This is a genomic window from Virgisporangium ochraceum, from assembly GCF_016863655.1.
Lineage (GTDB): Bacteria > Actinomycetota > Actinomycetes > Mycobacteriales > Micromonosporaceae > Virgisporangium > Virgisporangium ochraceum.
The window spans coordinates 25,202-48,951 of record NZ_BOPH01000034.1; the positions used below are offsets into that span (position 1 = coordinate 25,202).

At 73.8% G+C, this 23,750-nt stretch carries 7 protein-coding genes (1 of these 7 cut by a window edge); 4 read left to right on the plus strand and 3 right to left on the minus strand.

Annotation, left to right across the window (positions count from 1 at the left end):
• The 3 genes in view from Voc01_RS14010 to Voc01_RS14020 are tightly spaced (at most 25 nt apart) and all read left to right on the plus strand, a layout consistent with a single transcriptional unit that may run on beyond the window.
• Positions 1-19,994, plus strand: the 3' portion of a protein-coding gene (locus Voc01_RS14010) for a C2 family cysteine protease (protein ID WP_203927832.1). 25,051 nt of this gene lie to the left of the window's left edge; 19,994 of the gene's 45,045 nt are visible here — the last part of the coding sequence; its start codon lies off the left edge, out of view; it ends in the stop codon at positions 19,992-19,994.
• Positions 19,995-20,019: 25 nt separating this feature from the next.
• A complete protein-coding gene (locus Voc01_RS14015; protein ID WP_203927833.1) occupies positions 20,020-20,487 on the plus strand; it encodes a hypothetical protein in 468 nt (155 codons plus the stop codon).
• Positions 20,484-21,281, plus strand: a complete 798-nt coding sequence (locus tag Voc01_RS14020; RefSeq protein WP_203927834.1) for a DUF6406 domain-containing protein — start codon at positions 20,484-20,486, stop codon at positions 21,279-21,281. Before Voc01_RS14015 ends, Voc01_RS14020 begins: the two co-directional genes overlap by 4 nt.
• 4 nt (positions 21,282-21,285) lie before the next feature.
• Here Voc01_RS14020 and Voc01_RS14025 read toward each other — a convergent pair whose 3' ends face one another.
• Together Voc01_RS14025 and Voc01_RS14030 are read right to left on the minus strand one after the other, a co-directional pair.
• The gene (locus Voc01_RS14025; RefSeq protein WP_203927835.1) at positions 21,286-21,903 is read right to left on the minus strand and encodes a hypothetical protein; all 618 of its coding nucleotides are present in this window, start codon (positions 21,901-21,903) and stop codon (positions 21,286-21,288) included.
• Positions 21,900-22,475 carry a hypothetical protein gene (locus Voc01_RS14030; protein ID WP_203927836.1) on the minus strand — a complete coding sequence of 192 codons (576 nt, stop codon included), beginning with the start codon at positions 22,473-22,475 and terminating at the stop codon, positions 21,900-21,902. Before Voc01_RS14030 ends, Voc01_RS14025 begins: the two co-directional genes overlap by 4 nt.
• A 97-nt stretch (positions 22,476-22,572) precedes the next feature.
• Here Voc01_RS14030 and Voc01_RS14035 point away from each other — a divergent pair, with 97 nt between their 5' ends.
• On the plus strand, positions 22,573-23,196 hold the full coding sequence (locus Voc01_RS14035; protein ID WP_203927837.1) for a hypothetical protein: 624 nt from the start codon (positions 22,573-22,575) through the stop codon (positions 23,194-23,196).
• A 7-nt stretch (positions 23,197-23,203) separates the two neighbouring features.
• On the opposite strand, the gene Voc01_RS14040 is transcribed toward Voc01_RS14035, so the two are convergent.
• Positions 23,204-23,749, minus strand: coding sequence for a hypothetical protein (locus Voc01_RS14040; protein ID WP_203927838.1), 546 nt, complete (start codon positions 23,747-23,749; stop codon positions 23,204-23,206).
• Position 23,750 lies beyond the last annotated feature (1 nt).

The window sequence follows — 23,750 nt, forward strand, 5'->3', positions numbered from 1 at the left end:
ACGGTGTCCTGCCGGCGAAGGGCAACGACGGCCGGTCGCTGTCACGGTTCCCGCTGACCCGCGAGAGCCAGCTGTCGAACCTGCGCGCGATGCAGGAACTCTCGGCGCGCCGGTTGGAGGCCGGATACGACCAGGCGACCCAGGACGGCATCGTGCTGGCCCTGGTGTCCGACCAGCCCGGCCGGCAGACGAAGCACACCGCCGTCCGTCTGAAGATCAACGCCGGTGACGCGACGTTCATCGGCACCACCACCGCGGAGACCGTGGTCAACCTCGACATCGGGTCGAACATCTTCGGGCGGAACGCCGGAGAGTCGGGCGCCCACAAGCTCCGGGGCGCCGCGGGCCTGTCCGGCGACAGCGATCCGACGCCGTTCCTCGCGGGGGGCATCGGGGTCGGCGGCGGCCGCGCCGTTCCCAAGAGCGCCGGCTGGGGCACCCTCGACGTGATCAACCAGGTGACCCTCGTCGAGGGCTCCCTGACCGCCGTGTTCGAGGTGCAGATCGAGCTCGAGGCCTGGTCCATCGACGGCAAGGGCCGGGAGAAGCGGATCGGCGATCCGACGCAGGGCACGGTGCGGATCTCGGTGCCGGCCGGGCTGCTGCCCGACGCAGACACGCCCGCGCCGACGACCCCGATCCCGGAGCCGACGGTGTCGCTCCGGCGGACCCGGCGCCAGGGCGCGTACACCGATGACGAGGTGCTGCGCTGGGCCACGATCCTGCACATGGACGCCAGGGGACTGTGGAAGGGCGTGCGGTCCGTCCTGCCCCGCGCCAGCCGGGCCGGCGCGGCGAGCTTCGTCCACCTGTCGTCGTTCGTCAACGTGCGCAGCCTCATCGCGTTCAACCACTGGCTGTTCGGGAACTACCGCACCGACGTGGTCATCGATCCCCGGGGGGTTGGACCCACCCGGTCGAGCCTCGCCGTGCGCGGGTACACCGGCAGGTCGACGTTCATCGGCACGGCTCCGCTGGTCGTCGGCGACATCAACCTCACGATGGCCAACGCCTCGACGACCTTCGGCCAGACGCGGACCGGCGACCTCGGCGCCGAACTGCCGCTGCTCGGCGACCTGCCGGGCGGCGCCGCGGCCGACGCGGAGAACGTCGACGTCACCGGCATGCCGACGTACGGGCGGTCGTGGCTGACCGGCCGCTCCCGCACCACCGCCCGCATCAACGGCCGGGAGCGCCTGGCCGTGCACACCGGGCTGCAGTACCAGTTCGAGATGCCGGTCGACTTCAAGCTCACCGGCACGAGGTACAACCGGATCCTCACCAACGCCGGCCGCACCGTCGAGCGGTGGGTCAACGACCGCCGGGTCGTCTACACCCTGCCCGAGCGCACGGCGCTGGAGTTCTACGCCGACGGGAAGCTCGCGATCCCGCAGAAGCAGATCGCCGACGCGATCCGCCGCTACGCCGGCAAGCACCTCGAACTCGACCGGTTGACCCTGCTCGGCGTGCTGAAGCGGTACCAGGACGAGGTGCGTGCCGCCGCCGGTCCGCAGCCCGGCCTGCCGTCGGACCTCTTCCAGACCACCGACGGCCTCGACGCGCGGCTGATCGAGCGGGTTCTCGCCGCGTTCCCGGACGCGACGCACATCGCTCCCACCGCGCCGCCGGAGTGGCGCTTCCACATGCTGCTCAAGCAGTTCCGCGACGGTCGCGCGTTCGCTCCGGTGGCACCCGACGCGGCCCGGCGGCGGCTGCCGGAGCACCTGCTCAGGCAGCTCGGCCAGGGTGGCCTGGAGCCGGCGCAGCTGTTCGACGCGGCCAACCGGAAGGCCGAACTGCTCGACGCGGTGACCCGGCAGATCGAGCGGGTGTCGCCCCGGGCGATGAGTCGCACGCCGGGCCTGGCGCAGGGTCTCGCCGGCCTGCTCGCCCACCGCCGCTGGGGCGGCCGGCTCGACGACATCCTCTCGGTCGACGGCCTCGAGTTCACCGTCGAGGTTCCGATCAGCCGCTACTTCACGGAGCGGGTGACGGTGCGGGTCACCGGCACGCTCGGCGACGAGGCCACGGTCGTCGGGCGCCGCGACGACACCGGCCTGATCGACCAGCACTACGCGTTCTCGGAGCACAGCTTCACCGAGCGGTCCGGCTGGGCCTACAACGTCGGGCACTCGGTGCACGGCGCGGCGCTGGACACGCCCGAGGCGAGCATGGGCCTGGCCCGCGGCGACACCAGCATCGCCTCGAACAGCGGCCAGCGGACCCGCATCCAGCGCCTCAGCACGTTCAGCGGTGTCGACCGGGTCCGGCGCGGGCTCGCCCTCCGGATCGAGGCGACCCGGACGACACCCAACCTGCCGGGCACCGTGGCGCGGACGTTCAACCGGATCGGGGTCCCGACGACCTCCGTCGCGAAGCTGACCGGCGACGTGGTCCAGCTGGTGCCCGACGGGCTGCTCGTCGACGCCACCGAGCCGGTCCGCGACCCGGGCGAGCCCGTCGACCCCCGCGCCGTTCCGACGCCGCGCATGTTCACCACCGAGTCCAACGACCTCAGCGACCTGACCGCGCTCATCCGCGCGCAGGTACGCGCCGAGCTCGGCGACCGGCGGTACGCCGCGGTGGAGGCCAGCCTCACCGGGCAGCTGTCGGCGTTCACCGGCACCGCGGGGCTCGAGCGGATGGCCAGCGAGGGCGGATACCCGACCGTCACGCTCAAGGTCCCCGGCGAGACCAACCAGCAGCTCCAGATCTGGGTGGAGGCGGTCTTCTCCGACCTGCGGGTGATCAAGGAGAAGCGGAAGGACGTCGAGCTGGGCCAGGTCGACCGGAACCAGCGCGTGTCCGGCGAGGCCGACGAGCGGGTCCGGATCGCGCCGCCGAGCCGGTCGCTGGGCGAGGACTGGGACGTGGCCGGGGTCGAGGACGTCGGCCTGAAGGGGTCCGCCGGCGCCGCCGCCGTCGAGCAGACGTCGATCGTGTCCGGTGACCGCGACGAGTCCAGCAGCTTCGAGAAGGGCGACGCGGCCACCGTCTCGGTGGCGACCAGCTACTACGCCACCCTGCGCCGGGTGTCGGTCGACAACTTCACCGGCCGGGAGACGATCACCAGCCGGCAGTCGCTCGGGCGGGTCGCCACCGGCCGGGCCACGATCACGCTGTTCCAGCACGAGCTCGAGGAGATCCGGGCCGGTCAGTACGCCGGCGTCTCGCCGTCGAGCTGGACGCTGCCGGTCGACGGCCTCGCACCGCCGGCGCTCCGGCTCGCCGGTCGCGTGGGCGCGGGTCCGGGCCGGCCCGACCCGATCACCGGTGCCCTCATCCTCGCGTCGGAGCGCGACGTCGACGTGCAGGTCGACGTCACCGAACCCAACGGCGTGGTGACGCGGTACGTCGCGAAGCCCGGCGGCGTTCTGGTGCCCGAGTTCCCCGACGACGGCTTCGCCAACGCCCGCGCGGGCCTGCCGCCGAACCTGGTCGACCGCGTCAACGCCGCGCGCCTCGACCTGCGCGACCTGTGGCGGCACCACACCACGGCGTCCAACGGCAGTGCGACGTTCGCCGAGACCGTCCGGGCCGCCCTGGGGGCGAGTACCCCGCAGCGCGTTCCCGCGGTGACGGCGACCCGGGTGCAGAACACGAGCACCGAGGCGCGGTGGCGGGCGGCGTCCGACGCGGGCGCCGTCCTGGACGACCTCCGGCAGGAGCTGACCGCCCGCCTCGACGGCGCCGGAATCCAGGACTCGGTCATCCGCGGGATACGGGAGACCGGCCTCCACCGCGACGACACCGGCGCCGTGGTCGCCGTCTCGCTCGGGGTGCGGCTGTGGCGCGGCCGCGACCTGCGCCTGACGGTCTCGGTCGGTGACCTCGACGCCGACCTGCGCGCCCGGTCGGGGCTGCGACCGGACGAGGCACGGACCGCCGACGTCACGCTGTCGGCCCGGCACCCCGGCGGCGGCGCCCTCATCGACACCCTCACCCACGAGATCTGGGAGCTGTCCCGCTCGCGGAAGGGTCGTCCCGAGAGCACCGACCACCTGCTGCGGCCCGGCAGCCGCGTCCCCGGCCCCCACGACACGCTGACCGAGCACGACTTCGGCGGCCTCGGCGACCTGCAGTCGCTGGTGAACCGGCTCGTGGCCGCGCCGCCCGACGGACGGCCCGAGATCGTCGACGACCTGCGGGCGCACCTGGCCCACCTCGGCCTCGCCGGACCCGGCGCCGGCCACCGCTGGGAACTGGTCGACAACTCCGGCGTCCGGGCCGACCGGCTCTCACCGGCGGCGCGCGAGATCTACGAGAACCTGCGCCGGGCCGGGTGGGAGTACCTCGTCCTCGGGCTGCCGGACCCCACCCCGGAACCGGCGGCGCCGACGAGCGTCGTGGAGGGCCTGCCCGGTCACGGCGGCCCGCGGGAGCCCGACGTCAACCGGCTGGCCCTGCTGACCGCGGCCGAGGCCGTGGCCACCATGCGTGGCGGCGAGGTCGTCGACGGGTACCGGCTGCGGTTCGACGCCGGCACCGGGCTCCTGCTGGCCGAGCCCGTCGGCCGTCGGCCGGCGGCCGCGTTCCGGTTCGTCTCCGGTCCCGTCCCGGCGGGCATCGCCGGCCTGACCCGGCCGACGGCCGACACCACCGACGACGGCGTGCCCGTGCACGAGATGCTGATCCCGGACCGGGTGCCGCCCGCCGACCGGGCCGTCGTCGCCGAGCGGGTCGTCGTGAACGGGCTGGCCGCGACCATGGCCGGCCGCGGCGGCACCCCGGCGTCGCGGCGGCGCGGACGGGCGTTGGACGGCACCGACCGGGTGCTGCTCGCCGAGCTGCGGCACGAGCTCGAGTACGGCACCGACGCGCGCATCGGCCCGATCGTCGACCGGATCGGCGCCGACCGGCTCGACCGGTTCGTCGCGGCGCTCGAGGCCACCGGCGCGACCGCGGACCAGGTCGCGCTGGTTCGGATGCTGGCCGCCGACAACGCGTCGTGGCGTGCGGTGGCGCGGTCGGAGCGGCGCAATGCCGTATGGGCCGCCCTGCGCGACGCGATGCCGGTGCTGATCGGCTCCGGCCTGGTCCGTTCGGGCTCGGCCGCGCAGCCGCGCCTCGCGGTGACGGTGCAGACCCTCACCGGCGTGCGCGTCGACCTGCCCGTCCGGCCGCTGGTGCGCCGGCTCGCCAACGCGCCGGTCTACGGCGAGCGGCTGCGGGCCCGGGCCGTGTCCGAGCTGGTCCGGACGATCGTCGAACTCGCCGGCGACAGCTCCGGCGAGCCGTGGCGGGACGATCCGGCCCTGGCCGCGGCGGTGGCGCTGGTACGGGGAGAGGTGACCGCGCCGAGGCCGACGGGCGCCGAGTGGCGCGAAGCGCTCGCCGACCTGCTGCCCGGCCTGCGCCCCGCCCAGATCGCCGAGCTGGCCACGGAGGCCATGTCGCCGGTGATGCGCCGCCACGTGGCGCGCGGGCTGGTCGCGGCGGTACTGGTCGAGGTCGCGCCGGCGGTCGGCGTCGACCTGACGCAGGCGTCCGCCGACGTTGTGACCGCGATCCGCGACTCGCTCGTCGCCCGGTTCGCCGACGGCACCGACGTGCACGGGGTGCGGGCCGAGGCCGCGGCCACGCTCGGACGCGAGTTCGGCGCGTCCGAGCGGAACGCGGTGGAGCGGGTCCTGCTCGCGCTGACCGACCTGTGGAGCACGCCGGCGCTGCCGACCGCGACCCGGACGGCCGTCGAGGAGCTGGCCGGCCTGGTCGTCCGCGACAACCCGTCCGACACGTGGGACGCCGCCACGATGCCGGCGCCGACGCGGCAGCTGGTCGACGCGGCGGCCCAGCACCCGCCGGCCGAGCCGGTCGACGAGTTCGCCGACCTGCGCATCGGCGCGCAGACGAGCGACCTGCTCCGCATCGTCGGGCTGGCCGCCGACCCCGACCGGCCCGACGACGAGCTCGTCGCCGACGCCGCCGACCTCGCGGACACGCTCGACCGGGCCGTCGGGGCGCTCGACGACCGGTCCGCCTACCGGTTGCGCCGGGCGGCCGCGTCCGAGACCGACCACCTCAAGGAGCTCGGCCTGGTCGTCGCAGCGGCCGACGACCTGCGCCGCAGGACCGACAACCAGGCCGGGGAGCGGCACCGGCGGTCGGTCCAGAAGGCGCGGCGGGCCGCCGACGAGCGCGACCGCCACCTGCGGATCGCGGTCCGGTACGAGGAGGCGGCCCGGCTGGCGGCGGCCGCCCGCGACGCCGTCCGGGCGGTCGAGGCCGCCGCGGGCGACCCCGACGTGAGCGCGCGGCCGTGGCCGGACAGCGCCCTCGACGCCCTCGTCGCGGCGGCCCGGTCCGCGTTCGACGCCTACGCCGCGCTGGTGGAGTCCGCACTGCCGCAGCTCGACGCGATGCCGTCCGCCGTGCCGGCCGGCCGGCCGCCGTTCATCAACGCGCTGACGGACCGGATCAACGAGCTGATCGCCGAGCGGACCTCGTGGGTCACGCTGTACCCCGACGAGCTGTGGCGGATGCTGCGGTCGCAGTGGCGGTGGGTCGTCGGCGAGGACGGCGTCGTCTTCCCGCTCGGGCTGGGCAGCGTCGAGGTGCGCATCCGGTTCCGCCAGACCGGCATCGCCGAGGTCGTCGACCCGCCGACCGTCGGGTCGGAGCAGACACTCGGCCAGCAGCCGCAGTTCCCGCAGGGCAGCCACGTCATCGGTGCCACCGCGAACCGCCTCGCCGGTGGCGGCGGCGTGTTCCCGGTCGCCGACCTGCTGGCGAACCTGATCCCGCCGGACCTCGACGGCACGCCCGAGGCCATCCGGACGGTGCTGACCCACACGATCGCCAACCTCGGCGGCGAGCTGCGGCGGCAGTGGGCCGTACAGGGCTCCGGCAACGACTTCGCCATGACCGGCGCGGTGGTCGACAACCTCGGCGTCTCCGACGTCTACAACGTCAGCGGGTACTTCGAGACCGAGATCCGCTCCGGTGAGCCGGGCGCGGAGTGGAGCGGCTGGAACCGGGTCGACCAGCCGGCCCGTGGCGACGCGACCACCCTGTCGGTGTTCGTCTCGCACCCGTACACCGAGCCCGCCGTACCGGCCGCCGACCGCACGACGATCACCGACCACGAGCGCGACCCGGTTCTGGACAGGGACCTGCCCGTCCACAGCGTCATCGGGATGAACCAGCTGGAGGCCCTCAACGACGCCGTGCTCGACCTGCTGCCGGCCGGGCAGGACCACATTGGCGGCAACGCCCGTGAACAGGTCCGCACGTTCATCCTGGAGGAGCTGCCGGCCCGGCTGCTCGACGCGGTCAACGAGGACAGCGGCTTCCAGCGGCTGATCTGGGTCGACGGCCGCCCGCAGACCCTGGTGACGATCAAGACCGAGGTCGTGCCGACCGGGATCGACATGCTCGGCCGGGCCAGCGACCTGAACCACTTCGAGCGGCGGGTGGTGAACTACGCCGGCATCTCGGGCAGCACCAGCGTCGGCGGCAGCCAGGGCTTCGACGCGGCCGTCGGCGTGAAGGTGCCCGACGGCGACACCGACCTCTACGGACGCGGGACCTACTCGCCGCGGACGGGTCGCCGGTCGGGCATCTCCGCCGGTACCACCGCGAGCCGCGCGAACCTGCAACGGTTCAGCGGCCGCACCCAGGCCTACGTCCTCGCGCTGCGGCACACCGTCACGGTCGTGCCGTTCGACGAGGTGTCGAGCTGGTCGGCGCCCGCCACCCGGATCGTCGACGGGCAGGTGGCGCTGCTCACGACCGAGCAGGACGCGTACCGGGCCGGCTGGCCGGTGGAGGCGGCGGCGGTCACGCGCGACGCCGACGGGAAGGTGCGCCTGCGCGACGACCCGGTCAAGGCCGTCCCGGAGGGCCGGGTCGCCCGGTTCCCCGACTGGATGTTCGGACCGGACGGCTTCTTCGGGCCGGGTCCCGCCGCCCTGCACCGGTTCACCATGGTCAGGAAATTCCGGACGAAGCTCGAGGAACTCCTGCAGGCCGAGGGTGTGCTGCCGCAGTGGCGCAACGGCGCACCGGTGCTCTCGGGCCACCCGCGCGTGCGGGCGAGCCAGTGGGCGAACATCGCCGCCATGCAGGAACTGGCCGCCAGCCAGTTCGCGGCCCGGTTCGACCAGCTCGCCCAGAGCGGCGGCTTCGACCTGCCACTGGTCTCCGACCAGCGCGGCCGCGTACCCCGGCACACGACGCTGCGCCTGCGGATCCGGGTCGGGAAGGAGCAGTTCATCGGCACCTCCGAGGCCGAGAACGTGTTTATCGCCGACGCCGGGGTCGGCACCTTCGCCGAGACGAGCGGGCAGACGGCGGCCCGCACCGGCCGGATCCAGGGCGGCATCGACCAGGACGCCGCGCCCGGCCCGGTGATGGTCGGCGGCCTGAACGCCAACACCGGACGGACGACGACGGACAGCTCGGGCTCGTCGGCCGGTGAGCTGGTCATCCGGGGAAGCACCATCGACGCCCGGTACACCGCCGTGTTCTCGGTGCCGATCACGATGGAGGCGTCCTACCTCGACAGCGACGGCAACGAGACGCCGATCGACTCGGCGACCACGACCGGCAGCGTCGAGATGTCGCTGCCCGTCGAGCTGCTGCCACTGGCCGACGCGCCCGCGACCCCGGCGGTGCCGGGGCCGGCGGCGCCCCGTCCGGACACCGATCCGGAGGTGCTGCGCTCGGCCCGGATCATGCACCTCGACGTGTCGGGCGTGAAGGAGACGGTCGGCGAGGTGCTGCCGGACGCGAGCCGGCCCGGCGCGGCGAGCTTCCCGCACCTGCTGTCGTTCGCCAACCTCCGCAGCCTCGTCGCGTTCCGGCACTGGATGTTCTCGAAGTACCGCACCGACCTCGTGGTCGATCCGCGCGGCGCGGTGCCGACCCGGTCGAGCCTGTCGATCCGCGGTACCACGGGCGCCTCCGAGTTCATCGGTGCGATGAACGTCGCGACGCGCGACAGCGTCGTCGCGATGTCCACGCACTCGGTGACGTTCGGCCACCTCGTCGCCCAGGACGTGAACGCGTTCCTCACCGGCGGGTACGACCTCCCCGCCGGGGCCGAGGCCGACGACGAGGACCCGGACGGCTCGGCCCGGACCGCCGCCGGACGGAGCTGGTTGAACGGGCGCTCGCGCACCACCGCGCGCATGAACAGCCGGGACCGGCTGCTCATCGACCAGGGCGTGGAGTACGTGTTCAAGGCGCCGGTGCGGTTCGACCTCCGCGGGACCCGGCACAACCCCTGGCTCCTCGACCGGGGCACGTCCCGCACGGCGAGCATCGACAACCGCACGATGGTCTACTCGCTGCCGGAGCGGGTGGCGCTCGACCTGTTCGCCCGGGGCAGGCTCGACGTGCCGCTGGAACAGGTCGCCGACGCGCTGCGCCGCTACGCCGGCGGGCACCTCGAGCTCGACCGGCTCGACATCGCGGCCGTGCTCGACCGCTACCGCGACCTGGTGCGCACCGGTCACCGACCCGGCCTGCCGGACGACACCTTCGACACCCCCGACGGCCTCGCCGGACGGCTCGCCGACCGGCTCACCGACGCGTTCGCCGAACACCCCGAGATGGACCGGTCCGTCGACCCGGCCGGCCGGCTGACCTGGCTGCTCGGCAACTACGCCGGCCTGGAGCCGGTCGGTCCGGCCATGGCGGCGATGCGGGTGCCCGACCACCTGCGGACGACCCTCGGCCCGGGTCTCATCGAGCCGACGTCGCTGACCGAGGCCGGCGTGCCGGTGGAGTTCGTCGACCTGGTGACCCGGCACATCGAGGCGGTGTCGCCCGACGCGCTCGAGCGGACCCCCGGGCTCGGGCAGGGCCTCGACGGCATGCTCGCCGGTCAGAACTGGGTCAACCTGCTCGACACCATGCAGACCCCGGCCGGCCGGACGTTCGAGCTCGACGTGCCGGTCGGGCGGTACCTGAGCGAACGCGTCACGGTGCGGTTGAACGCGTTCGTCGGCACCGGGAAGGTGATCGGGCACCGCTCCGACATCCTGCAGTACGACATGGTCTCCGGATACGCCCAGCACGACACGGCCGAGATGACGGGCCGGTCGACGTCGGGCGCGGTCGCGTCGTCCGGTGCCGCGCTGGACACCCCGGAGATGAGCGCCGGCTCGGCCCGTGGCGAGACCAGCACCAGCACGGTCAGCGGTCAGCGGATCCGGCTGCTGGGAGCCGGGTACGAGGGCGCCTACCGCATCCGGCGGGACCTGAAGCTGCGGATCGAGGTGCGCCGGAAGCCGAACCAGATGGCCGTCAAGGCGGCGCAGGTCGCCGGACCCCCGACGGTCTCGGTCGGCGAGGTCGGCACCACGATCGTCGAGCTGATGCCGGACATCCTGATGGTCGGACCCGCGCGGCCGGCCGTCGATCCGGTGCGCCCGTTCGACCCGCGGTCGGTGCCGGTCCCGCGGATCTTCTCGCCCCACACCAACGTTCTGGACGACGTGGGCGCGCTGGTGCGCCGCGTGCTCCGCGCCGAACTCGGCAACGACGGGCTGGTCCGGGTGGGCAGCCAGCTCGACCCCCAGCTGTCGGCCCTGGCCGGGCTCGCCGGATGGGAGCGGATGGCCGGGACCGGCGGCCACCCGACCGTCACCGTGACCGTCCCCGACGACCCCACCCGGATGCTGCAGGTCTGGATCGAGGCGGTGACCGTCGACCTGGACGTGCGGCAGGAGAACCTGCCCGGTCTGGAACTGGCCGAGTACGACGCCAGCCAGCGCGTCGCCGGCGCCGCCGACGAGCTGACGCGGCGGGCACCGTTCAACCGCACGTACGCCGTCGACGCCGACGAGGTCGAGCTCCCGTCGGCCATCGGCCGGGTCACCCGCGGCACCGGCGCCGCCGACCAGAAACGGTCTGTGGCCGGCGACCGGGACGAGGCCTACAACGCCCAGGTCGGCACCGGAGCCACGGCCACGGTCACCGTCGTCTTCAACGCCACCCTGCGCCGGTTGACCGTCGACAGCGCCGGCCGCGAGCTCGTGGTCAGCCGCGACCCGTACCCGTACCCGGCGCTCAGCCGGTCGACGTACTCGCTGTTCCAGCACGAGCTCGACGCCATCCGGGCGGCGCAGGAGGCACGGACCGGCCGACCGGCCTGGCAGCTCACCGACGACTCGTTCGGCGCGGCCGAGTGGGTCGCCGGCACGGTTCCGGTGACCGGCGGCCGCCCCGACCCGATCACCGCGGGTCTGTCGGCCGCGTCGCTTCGCACCATCGACGTGCTGGTCGAGGTCACCGAGTGGGACGGCGCGGTCTACCGCTACCTGGCCCGGCCCGGCGGCGTCCTCGTTCCCGAGTTCCCCGACGGCGGTTACGCCGACGCCCGCGCAGCGCTGCCGCCCGACGTGGTCACCGCCGCCACGGCCGGCCGGTACGACCTGCGCGACCTGTGGCGGCACCACACCGCCGTCGGCAACGGGTCGACCACCTTCGCCGACACGGTCCGCGCGGCGATGGCGGCCGGACCGGCGGTGGTACCCGACATCGACGCCCTGATCGAGCCGCCCGTGGCGGCGCCCGGCGGCGGCCGGCCCGGCACCGCGAGCATCCCGGTCCGGGTGCGGGACGAGGTCGACGCCGCCCTCGGTCACCTCGCCGGCGGAACCGACGCGGCCGCGACCCGGCGACGGACCGCACTGGACGCGGCGAAGGCCCAGGCGGGACGCGTGGCGGCGCTCGTCGAGCCGGCCCGGAGCACCGGCGACGCGGCGGCGTTGCGGGCCGCGCTGCGGGAGCTGAGCCGCCTCGCCCGGGCCGCCGGCATCGCCGACCCGCTCGACGCCGAGGCGCTCGCCGGGTACGCGATCACCATCGACGGGCACCACCTGCACGTACTGGACCAGGCGGTCATCGGCGCGCTGGCCGAGGAGCTGGCCGCGGACCTGCCGGCCGGGTTCGCCGCCGACCTGGTGCGGCACCTGGCCCGGGCGGTCCCGCTCGACGTGCGGCACGCCGCCGCGGTCGACGGCGCCGCCGGTGCCACGGCGGTAGCGGCCGAGCTGGCCCGGGCCAGGCAGGCCGGTACCGTGCTCGGCGCGTTCTACAAGCGGTCGCTCGACCGGACCTTCGTGCGCCCCGACCGCGACTACCTCGACGTCGTGGCCGCGTTCGTCCACGAGATCCGCCACGTCCAGCAGCCCGACCGCGCCGACGCGGTCGCGGCCGTGCTCCGGTCGGAGGCGTCGGCCGCGGCGGCGGACGCCCGCCTCGGCGAGCTGCACCGGCAGCGGGAGACCGACGCCTACCTGGTCCAGCGCGCGTTCGTCCTGGCCCTGCTCGGCCGGACGGGCGGGCCGGTGACCGGCGCGCTGGCCGCCCGGCTGGTGCCGCGGTCGGCGTGGCTGCTGGGTGACGTCGCCGCCGTCCGGGCCGCGATCGCCACCCGCGTCCGCGCGCACGGCGCGCTCGGGACGCACGGCCGGCACAGCGGGGGCCGGCCGGGACCCGCCGGGCCGGCGGCCGCGCCCGCGGCGTACCCGGCACCGCCACCGATCCGGTCGGTCGGCGCGGCGCCGCACCTCGACCGCGACGGCCTGCGGCGGCTCAACGCCCTCGGCGCGGCGTTCCACACCCTGCCGCGGACCGGGTGGCCGTGGGTGCGTGCCCTGTTCGTCGCCGCCGAGGTGACGGCCGGCCTCGGTATCCACGTCGCCGACCCGCGGGCCGCCGCGCACCGCGCGTTCCTGCGCGACCGGGGCCTGCTCACGCCGGCGGCCTGGGCCCTCCTCGACGCGCTCGACCCGGCCAACCGGTCCGACGCCTACGTCCACGCGGCCGCGTACCGGGCGAACTCCCTGCACGGGGTGCGCAGCGCCGCCGGCCGGGTGGGTCGGCACGCGACGGCCCTGCTCGCCCTCGCCGACGAGCGGCCCGACCGCCTGCGCGACGCGACCCTCGCCGACGGGTTCCTGCGCAACCTCTCGCCGGCGGCCGCCGAGCGCCTGGCCGCCGACGAACCCGACGTCCTGGCACGCCTCACCGCCCTGGTGCCGACGATCGGCGACCTGTCCGACGTCGACACGCTGCGGACCTGGGCCGGTCTGTACGACACCGCCGACCGGGACGGCCGGCTCCTCCTGCGCCGCGTCCTCGCCCCGCTGCTCGACTACTACGGGACGCCCGAGGGCCGCGACGCCGTGCCGGCCGACGTCCGGCCGCTGCTCGACCCGCTGGTGCTTCCGCCGCTCGACCTCGGCTGGGTCGAGCGGGTGCTCGGCACGCCGGTACCGGAGAACCGGTTCAACCGGCTGGCCCGGGCCGCCGACTACCGGCGGGTCTTCGGCACCGACGGTCCGCTCGACGCGGAGCAGGTGCGCGAGCGGCTCGCGGCGGCGCTCGTCGACGGCGAGCTGCGGCCGACGACCCTGCCCCGGCTGCCGGAGCACGCCGGCCGGGTCATCGCGCTGTCGCCGGCGGCGATCACGCGGCTCATGTACGTCGACAAGGTGTTCGCGCAGCGGGTCGACCGCCACGGCGTGTACGTCGACCTGCGGGGTGTCATCGACCTGACCCCGTACGCGGTGCCCGGCGCCGACCCGGTGGAGCTGGGCCCGACCGCGGGCAACTTCGACCTGCGGACGGCCGCGGGCCGGGCCGCACAGGCGGCGGAGGACGCCCGCCGGGCCGAGGCGATGTACATCGAGGCCGACCGGCTGCGCGCGCGTTCGCTGCTCAGCCGGAACGTGCCGTACCACAACCCTGTCGGCCGGTCGATGCGTCTGGTTCCCGCGGCGCTCGTCGACGTGGTCGGCTCGGTCGGTGGCCCGGTCCCGTACGCGCGCCGCACCGGTCCGGCCGTCACCGGGGGACCGGTCCGCGTCCACCGGCCGGAGCTGCCGGCGATCGACGGGTTCGTCACCTACGGCCACCCACTGGACCGGTCCGGGTCACGCGCGCGGCTCGGCACGGAGCGGGTCGACCGCGACGACGTGCGCGCGGGCGAGCACTCCGACCGCGGCGACATCTCGGTCATCCGGGCCGTGGCCGGAACCCGCCCCGGTGACATCCGGTGGGCGGTCGCGGAGCTTCCCGGCGGCACCTACGCCGTGCGGGTGCACGGCACCGCGGTCCGCGGTGACCGGGTCGTCCCGACCGACGAGGTCATCGAGCTCGACGTCACCGCGGACCTGCCGGTCGACGAGAACGGCGACCCCGTCTTCGCCCGGTCGACCGGCGACGCGGCGTGGGGCCCGCTCCTGGAGAAGGGCGTCACCGGTCTGAACGGCCACCGCGGCCGGACGGGCCGCGCCGCCCTGACCGGGTACGCCACCGGGAGCACCGCACTCGAGCGGGCGCATCTGCTGACCGCGCTGACCGGGATGCCCGCGCGCGTGTCGTACCTCGGCCTCCTGGGCGGCGGCACCCGCCGGCACGTCGAACGCACGATCCGCGACCTCCTCGACGCGGGCAGCCCGGTCACTGTCACCACCGTCACCCGCGGCCCGTTGCCCGACGGTCTGCGGCCTGGGGACGCCTACGAGATCGTCGGGATCGACGAGGCCGGGAACGTGCTGCTCGACAGCGCGTCGGGCGAGCCGGTTCCGCCGGTGCCGTTCGGCGATCTCGTGCCGGCTCTCGCCCCCGAGTACGTGCACCTCGACCTCCTCGCCCCCGACTGGCGGCGCTGGGCCGACCGGCTACCGAGCCACCACAGCGACGTCGACGCGGTCCTCGAAGGAGCGGATGTCGAGTGGGTGTCGCCGGAGTCGGTCCTGCCCACCCGGGAGGTGGAGGCGGACGACCCACAGCTGCACAGGTACACCGAGCGGATGCGGTCCGACGGGTGGACCTGGCCGGAGGACGAGCCGATCGAGGTCGTCCGGTACGCCGGCTCGCTGTACGTGGTCAGGGGGCACGTCCGGCGTCAGGCGGCGGTGTTCGCGTCGGTGCCCCTGGTGCCGGTCGTCGACGTCACCGACGAGCTGGTCGCGAACGGGTACACGCTGAGCACGTTCGCGGTGGCCGTCCCCTCGCTGCGGGCCGACGGCACGCCGACACCGATCGCCGCCGGACCGCATCTCGACCCTGACGCCCTGAACCGGCTCAACGCGCTCGGCGAGGCGTTCCGCACGCTGCCGCGGGCGGAGTGGCGGTGGGTGTTCGCGGTCCTCGAGGCGCCCGCCGTGCTGGCGGAGCTCGGTATCGACCGGGGCGACATCTACCGGGGCATGCGCCGGTCGGACCTCGCCGCGCGCGGCCGGGTCACGCCGGCCGGCTGGGACCTGGTGGCGCTCGTCGACCGGGCGTCCGACCCGGACCCGTACGTCGACTACGTGGCGCGGCGGGCGGCGGGCCTGCGCCGCGACCCCGACGGCCTTCTCCGCGAGTACGGCATGGCGCTGCTCGACATCCTCGACCGGGTCACCGGGCGCGAGGACCGGGCGACACTGGCCGCAGGCTTCCTGCGGGACCTGCCGTTCGGCATCGACGTGTTCGCCACGAACGCGCCCGACCTGTACGACCGGTTCGCGGCCGCGCTGCCCGGCAGCGACCTCGCGACGGGCGTGAACCTCCGCGACGCGCTCGACCAATACACCGCGGCAGACCCGGACGAGCGCATCGCGCTGCGCCACCGGCTGATGCCGGCGCTCGACCGGTACGTGGCCGACCCCGGCGCCTTCCCGCTGCCCGACGACCTCCGCGGCTTCCTCGCCGCGCTGGTCCTTCCGTCGATCACCGCCGACGAGGTGCGCCGGGCCCTCTCGGCGACCCCGGGCTCCGACACCGTCGCGGCGGCGGCCGCGGCCGACTACCACCGGGTGTTCGGGGCCGACGACGTTCGCGGCCTCGACGAGGCGGTGGTGCGCGAGCGTCTCGTGGCGCAGGCCGTCTCCGGTGAGTCCGTGCCGGCAGTCCTTCCCCGGCTGCCCGGGCTCGCGGGCCGGCTCGTGCGCCTTCCCGCCGAGACGATCGACCGGATCAGGGCGGAAATGCCGGAGCTGGCCGACCAGCTCGAGGCGGAGAAGATCTACGTCGACCTGCGCGGCCTGGTCGACCTCGGCCCGTACGCGGCGATCGGCTGGCCGCCGGTCCGGCTGGGCCCGCCGAACGCCAACTTCGACCCGTCGACGGAAGCCGGTCGCTACGACCAGGTCGAGGAGGACACCAACCGGGCCGAGGCCACCTACATCGAGAACCGGGGCAGCCACGCGAGGGACCTCCTGCAAGTGCACACCGTCTACCACGTGGGTGACGGACGTTCGATGCGGCCGGTGCCGTCCGTTCTGGTGAACGTGGTCCGGTCACTGGCTGGCTTCCCCGAGCCCGGACCGTCCGACAGGCCGACCGAGGTCTGGGTCCGCCGGCCGGAGCTGGCACCGACCGACAAGTTCCGCTTCACCTACGGCTCGCCGCTCGACGACGAGCTCGGCCGGATGCCCCTGGGCACCGAGAACCCGAGCCGGGACGACGTCAGGCAGGGTGTCCTCGCCGACTGCATGGTGGTCAACGTGATGCAGGCGTTCGCGCACCATCAGGGCGACCTCCTCGCGGACGTGGTCGTCGAGAACACTGACGGCACCTACACCGTGCGGCTGCACATGACGAAGATGGAGAACGGTCGCCTCGTACCGACCGGCGAGATGTTCACGATCCACGTGACCCCGGAGCTGCCGGTCAACCGCCGCGGCGGCTTCGTCCACGCCAAGCCGGTGGGCCGGAAGGCCTGGGGACCCGTCCTCGAGAAGGCGCTGCTGGCCGTCTCCCGGATCTGGGAGCCCGGCCAGCGGGCCGCCGTCTACCACACGGAGTTCCGTCCGTCCTACCGCCGCACGCGGACCCAGTACGAGGTCCTGGCGGAGAAGCTCAACGTCGAGCTCGGTCCCGACCCGTTCCCCGACGAGTGGAGCGCGCCGCCCGTCGGCTGGGCCGAGATCGGCAGCGGGATCGGCTACTACGGGAAGGCCACCCTCCTGGCGATGCTCACCGGGATGCCGGTGAGCGTCTCGCAGGTCGCCCCGGAGAACCGCACGCCGCGTGAGGCCCAGCAGATCATCCGTGACCTGCTGGCCGCCGGCAGCCCGGTGCTCATCACCACGCGGCCGGACGACGAGGTCGCCGACGGCACGCCGAACCCGGCGAACCTCGTCGGATGGCACGGCTACGAGGTCGCCTCGATCGACGACGACGGCCACGTCCGGCTGTACAACCCCTGGGGTTGGCAGCAGCCGCCGCCGGTTCCGTGGGACGAGCTGCTGCCGCTGATCATCTCCAACTTCGTCCATCTCGATCTTCCGACCGGTGGCGCCCAACCGGTGCCCGCGCTGAAAGCCGGACCCGGCAGCGGCGGTGGCGGCGGCGGCGGAACCGGCCCTGACAGCGGCCCGGCGGTGCCGGTCGACCTCCGCGACGCGATGGCCCGGTACGCAGCGGCCGACCGCGACGGTCGCATCGAACTGCGCCGGGAGCTCGCCGACGTCATCGAGCGGCCACCGGCGGATGCGCCGGACGACGTGCGTGAGTTCCTCGGCTCGCTGGTCCTGCCGGCACTGACCGCCGAACAGGTGCGCGGCACCATGACGTGGGACGAGGACACGAGCCCGGTCGAGAGGACCCGAACGACCGACTTCCGGATGGTCTTCGGCAAACATCTCGACCGGCTCGACGACGCCAGGGTCCGGGAGATCCTGCTGGCGGCGGCGGTCGACGGCGAGCTGATGCCGACGGTCCTTCCCCGCCGGCCCGACCGGGCGGGCGAGATCGTCGCGGTGCCCGACGACGCGTTGGCCCGGCTGGAACGCAGCGATCCCACGCTGGCGGCGAGGGTCCGGCGGGACGGCGTCTACATCACGTTGAGCGGCATGATCAGCCTGCGGGTGTACGCCCTGCGGGGGTGGCACGCGGTGCATCTGGGCCCGGTCAACGACAACTTCGACCTGACGACGGCGGAGGGTCGCTTCGCCCACGCGGAGGAGGACGTCGTCCGGGCCGAGGCGACCTACGTCGAGAACGACCGCGCGTCGGCCATCCGGGTGCTGCCGTCGAACGTCATGTACCACATCGCCGACGGGCGGTCGATGATGCCCGTGTCGGCACGACTGGTCGACGCGCTGCGGCCGGAGGGCTGGGCCGACCCGTCCGGCGCGGGTACCCGTCCCACCGGACAGTTCACCATCAGGACCACAACCGCGGCCGACGGGAAGCAGGTCGTCCAGCTCACCGCCGACCGGCCGAGGTTGGCACCGCTCGGCACCGTCAAGGTCGTGTACGGCCGTCCGCTCGACGGCCCGAACGGTCGGATGCCGTTGGGCACCGACGACGTCCGCCGCGAGGACATCAGCCAGGGCATCATCGGAAACTGCTGGCAGATCTGCGCGATCCGGTCCGTCGCCGGCCGGCGGCCTGCCGCGATCGCCGATGTGGTGACCGCGGACGGCGACGACTACACCGTGCTCGTGCACGACACGACGGTCGAGAACGGCCGCGTCGTACCGTCCGGCATCGTCATCGAGATGACCGTGACCGCGGACCTGCCGGTCGGCAGGAGCGGAAGCCCCCTCTACGCCCGGGGACACGGGAAGGCGTGGGGTCCGATCCTGGAGAAGGCCCTCACGGTGCTCGGCCTGCTGTGGGACCTCGACGAGCGGGTCGGTTACCACAAGCTGTTCCGTCCGTACCACCGGCGGCACCGGAACTATGAGGAGACGAAGGCGGCCGACGAAGGTCTCGCCATCGCGCCCGATCTCTACCCCGACGAGTGGCACGCGCCTCCGACCGGGTACGCCCAGTCCGGCAGCGGAAGCGACCCGCTGGACCCGGCGCGGACGCTCACGGCGCTGACCGGGCTGCCGGCGCGCGCGTCCGCGCTCACCCCGCCGGGCAAGCCGATCAGCGTCGTCATGCGCCAGATGAAGGAGCTGATCGCCGGGGGCAGCCCGGTGCTGGTCTCCACCCGCCGGGTGGAGAAGGACGACAAGCGTCTTAACGACAGGGACAAGGACAAGAACGACGAGCTCCGTGACGGCCTGGACAAGTACCGTCTGATCGAGAACCACATGTACGAGCTCGTCGAGATCGACGACGCCGGCGACGTCACGCTCGACAACCCGTGGGGCCAGAACCAGCCCAAGAAGATCCCGTTCTTCATGCTGTACCGGCTCCTGTCACCCGAGTACGTCCACCTCGATCTGTCGACGACGCCCGTGCCGGCGCCGGGTCGCCCGCTGCACCCGCACGTACCGGTCACCGCCGCCCCCGGAGGTAACGACCCGGACGGCGGGTCGACCGGTGCCGAGCTCACGCCGGAGTGGCTCGACGACGTCCTCACGCGGGCGAAAGCAGACGCTCTGCTCCGTCAGATGATCCGCTTCCTGGGCTTCCTTCCCGGCCCCGACGGCCGTCCCGTCACCCTCGACGATCCGGCTCTGAGCGGCCTCCTGGGTCCGAACGAGTCCTGGGAGCTGTGGGAGCTCCTCGACCCGTCCGCAGCGGGAGGTCCCCTCCCGCCCGGCGTTCTCGCCGCCAAGCTGGCGGCGGCCGAGCGCGCCCGGCGTGCCGCCGAAGCCGCCCGGGAGTCGGCCGACGAGGCGCGGAAGAGCGCCGCCGCCGAACTGGCCGACCGGACCGCGCGGGACCTGTGGGAGGCCCTGCGGGCCTACTGGACGTCCGGCGCGGTGGCGGACACGGAGGAAGCGGCCGAGGTTCACACGTGCCATGTGACGGGCACCGTTCTGCCGGCGGTGGCACCCCCGTGCACCGGGCCGGTCAAGCTGACGGCGGAGCGGCTCGCCGTTCACGTCCTGGGGCTGCACGGCTACGGCACACCGAGCGAAGGAACGAAGTTCCACGAGGACCTGGATCCCGACGACTTCGAAGACCTGGCCAACCGGGCCGTCAGCGGCTCGCCGGCGCCCTCCAAGATCGACCCGATCACGGGCAACCACGCACACGACCACGACTTCGGCCCCGGTACCGTCATCAGCGAGAACGGGGGTACCAGGCTGCGGGTCTGGGTCAGCCCCGACGGCTACGTGATGACGATGCACCCGCTCTGAGAGGAGTGACGGTCTCTTGCTCACCATGGGTTTCCAGCCGGAGGTGCGTCCGGATCCGGTCGGGTTCGAGCACCGGTCGGATCCGGGATCAGCGAGCGCGGGGGACCTGCTCTGGTACTACTTCCTCGGTGACGTCCGGATCACCGCCGGTGGCACGGAGCTCGTCTCGAAGTTCGGCTCCATTCCCCTGCTGCACTTCGTCTCCGGCGCCCTCGCGGCCCGCGACACGTTGGCCGGGAACAGCGTCTCGAGCTACGAGTACCAGCTGACGGAGACCGACGACCAGATAACCTTCCGACGCAACGACGATGTCCTGACCGTCGAATGCACCTTCGCACCCGGGGTCGCGACGGCGTCGTTCGGCGACTTCCCCTCAGACGTGTGCTCGTTCGTTCAACGGGAGGTACAGAAGGTGCTGCACGACTTTCCCGGCCTTCGGCAGCACCCGGTCGTCGACGGTGTGCTTCGACGGTGTGATCTGGAGAACCGGTGACGGAGACGGTGCTGCTGCGCCCGTCGACGCCCGGGTTCAGTGAAGACGACGCGATCGCCTTCGGGGTGCTGCGGATGCGCTCCAACCCGCCGCGGATGCTGCTCTCCGCGCACGTAGAGGGGGCCGACCGGGAGCCGGTCTGGTTGTCGCTCGGCGACACGGCCGAGTTCGGCGGCACCACGTGGCGGTTCGAGGACGTCCACTTCACCAACCCCGACAGCTGGGTCGCCACGGTCCGGTCGGTGCCGCCCGGCGCGCCTCCGTTCACGCCGCCGCCGCTCGACGGCGACCGGGTCTGGAACCGGGTGGAGCTGCAGCCGTCCGGCCCGGTCGACGAGGCCGCGATCGCCGCGCTGGAGCAACGGCTGGGTCTGGCTCATGGCCTGCCGCCGGGCTACCGGCGGTGGCTGGCCGAGAACAACGGGGCCACCATGCCCGGAGCGGTGCACGTGCCCGGCTTCAGGTTCCGGCTGTCCGAAGCGCGTCCCCTGCTCGGCATCCACCCCGACGAGCCGCACCGTGACCTCGGCCTCGGCCCGATGCGGGCGCCGGCGGGGTTCACCCGTGAGCACGTGGTGATCGCGGTCGCGACCGGCGGCCTGATCGCCGTTCGCACGGAGGTCCCGGGCCTCGACGAGGTCGTGTTCCTCAACGAGCTCGGCGCCACCTTCGGCGCCCCGCCGTTGGAGAGGGTGGCACCCGACATCTACGCGTTCTGCGCCTATCTGCAGCCGGCACCGCCGGTCGCACCCGCGCGGCTGGCCGACGACACCGGAACCGACCCCTGGCTGTGAGACCCTACCGCCGGTCCCAGGCGGCGTCGAAGAACAGCAGCGAGTGGCTGATCAGGTTCTGCGCGGCGAGCAGCACCGGGCCGAGGCACGCGCGCGGGTCGCCGCCGCCGGTCGCGGCGCCCAGGTCGGTGCGGGCGAAGGCCTGGACGGCGAGCCACAGGCTGTCGTAGTGGCCGCCCCACAGCCACAGCCAGTACTCGACCTCGTCGGCGTAGTGGAACACCGTGGTGGGGCGGCCCAGCGCGTACCGGCCGGCGGGGACGTCCGGACCCACGTTGCCGATCGCGGTGGCCAACGGCATCGGGCGGTGCGCCTCCGCGAACCGCACGGCGGCCGGTCCGCTGAGCGGAACCACCCAGATCAGCCGGTCGGACGCCAGGCCCTGCGCGCGCGACGCCCCGTCGGGGATGCCGTCGCTGCGCAGGTTCTCGTGGTACCGGGCGAACGTCAGCGGCGCCTCGTCGATCGGACCGTGCGCGCGCATCCACACGGCGTAGTCGTAGTTGGTGCGCAGCCCGAACACGCGGCGGCCGATGCAGACCTCGTAGTAGTCGAACGGCACGTCGTGGTCGGGGAAGAACGGTCCCATGTCGTGCCCGACCGGGAGGATCAGGTCCGTCATCGCGCCACGTCCAGGTATGCGAGGTTGAGCGCGAACATGATGTGCAGGTTGCGCATCGTGTCGGCGAGCAGGGCGCGGGCGTCGACCTCGCGGCCGGCGCCGCGCTCGTTCTCCACGAGCCGTTCGCAGCCGTCCCAGAGCGACGGTTCGAGGTGGCTCTCCCGCCACAGCCGCCACTGGTGCCAGGAGAACGTCGCCATGCCGTCGGAGGCGTATCCGGCCATGAACCGGTCGGGGTGCTCGGCCCGGTTGCCGAGGCCGTGCATCCGGGGCAGGAGCCGGTGGGCGCGCGCGAAGTCGACCGCTTCCGGTTCGTCGGGGTCGGCCTCCGCGATGAGGCCGGGACCGGTGAGCGTGCTCCACAGGGCCGCCGGCGCGTCGGAGACGGCGTCGCGGGTCCAGACCGTCGTGTCCAGTTCTCCGGGACGCCCGTGAGCGGCCAGCCACAGGTTGCCCGGGTCGGGTTCGAGCGTGACGACGGCGTCACCGCGCCGGATGCTGAAACCGATGCCCTCCGACGGGCGGCGGATCGCGCCCCCGAACTGCCCGACCGGGAATACCAGACGTGTCATCGTCGGGCATCGTATCGACGGTGGCGGCCCGTCGCCCGGCGGGCACCGTCGGGGGGACGGTCGTAGGCTGGTGGACGCGCCGGACGGGGAGGATCGAGTGGTTACCACGCAGGACCTGATCGAGCTCGTGCGTGAGGCGGTTCTGCCTCCGGACGAGGCGGTCACGTGGGCGAAGGAGTTTCCCGACGGTCCGGCGGTGTCGGTGCGCACCGCCGAGCGGATCCTCTTCGCGCAGACCACCGACGACTGGTCGGTGGGCCGGGCGCCGTGGGTGGCGGCGGTCGTGGTCGTCACCCGTGAGGACGAGGACACGCACGGTCCGCCGTCGCGGCGGATGTTCCTGCTCCTCGACGACGGGTCACCGCTCGACCTCGACGATCCGCGGCAGGTCGCCGGCCTCGGCCGCGCGCTGCGGGACGACGGGCTCGACCCGCTCGCCTACGCCGAGATCCTCATCGAGCGGCACTGGCCGGGGCCGGGGCCGCGCGCGGTCGTCACCGATCCGCGGGAGTGGCGGGCGGCGCTGCCCGCCGGGGCGCCCGAGCCGCCGCCGGTGCAGGCCCCGCGGGTGTTCGACGACGAGCACGGCGACCGGTGGGTGGCGTTCCACGCTGCCCGGCAGGATCCCGACGCCGCGGGTCCCGAGGTGACCCTGTGGTCGGTGCGGGTGCCGCCGACCGGGCCGGCGACGTGGCTGCGCCGGCCCGCGGCGTATTCGTGACCGCGGGTTACGCGGGCCCGGGCGGGTCGTCGTACGGGGCTTCGGCCGCTTCGCGCAGCGCCCTGGCGATGGCCATCAGCCGTCCCCGGGTGTACCGCTCGGGCATGCGCGCGTACGCGTCGCGCCCCACCGGGCTGTGGAACGCGCTCGCCGGGATCGCGTCGGCGACGTCCGATCCCGGTGGCAGGAACTTGAGGACCTCCTCGGCGGCGGCGGCCGCGTACTCCAGGTCCGCCTTCGTCGCGCCGGCGTCGCGGTCGGCCGAGACCTCGGCCACGGTCATCCACTCGCCGGGGTCGAGCAGCTCCGACGGTTCGGGGCCGCCGAAGTCGGCGGCGCCGAGCCGCAGCTCCAGTTCCGTCGGCATCCGGAAGACGAACTCGCGCGGTGAGCCGCACTCTTCGCAGGGTCCGGTGTGCCGTTCGTAGAATTGACCGTCTTGTAGCATGACCACGCTCGTGCCCTGGAAGCCGTTGCCACCGCATGCCGGACAGGCGTTGATGTCCATGTAGAGCCTGGCTTCGGCGGGCGTCCGGGCGAGTGGGGCGATCACA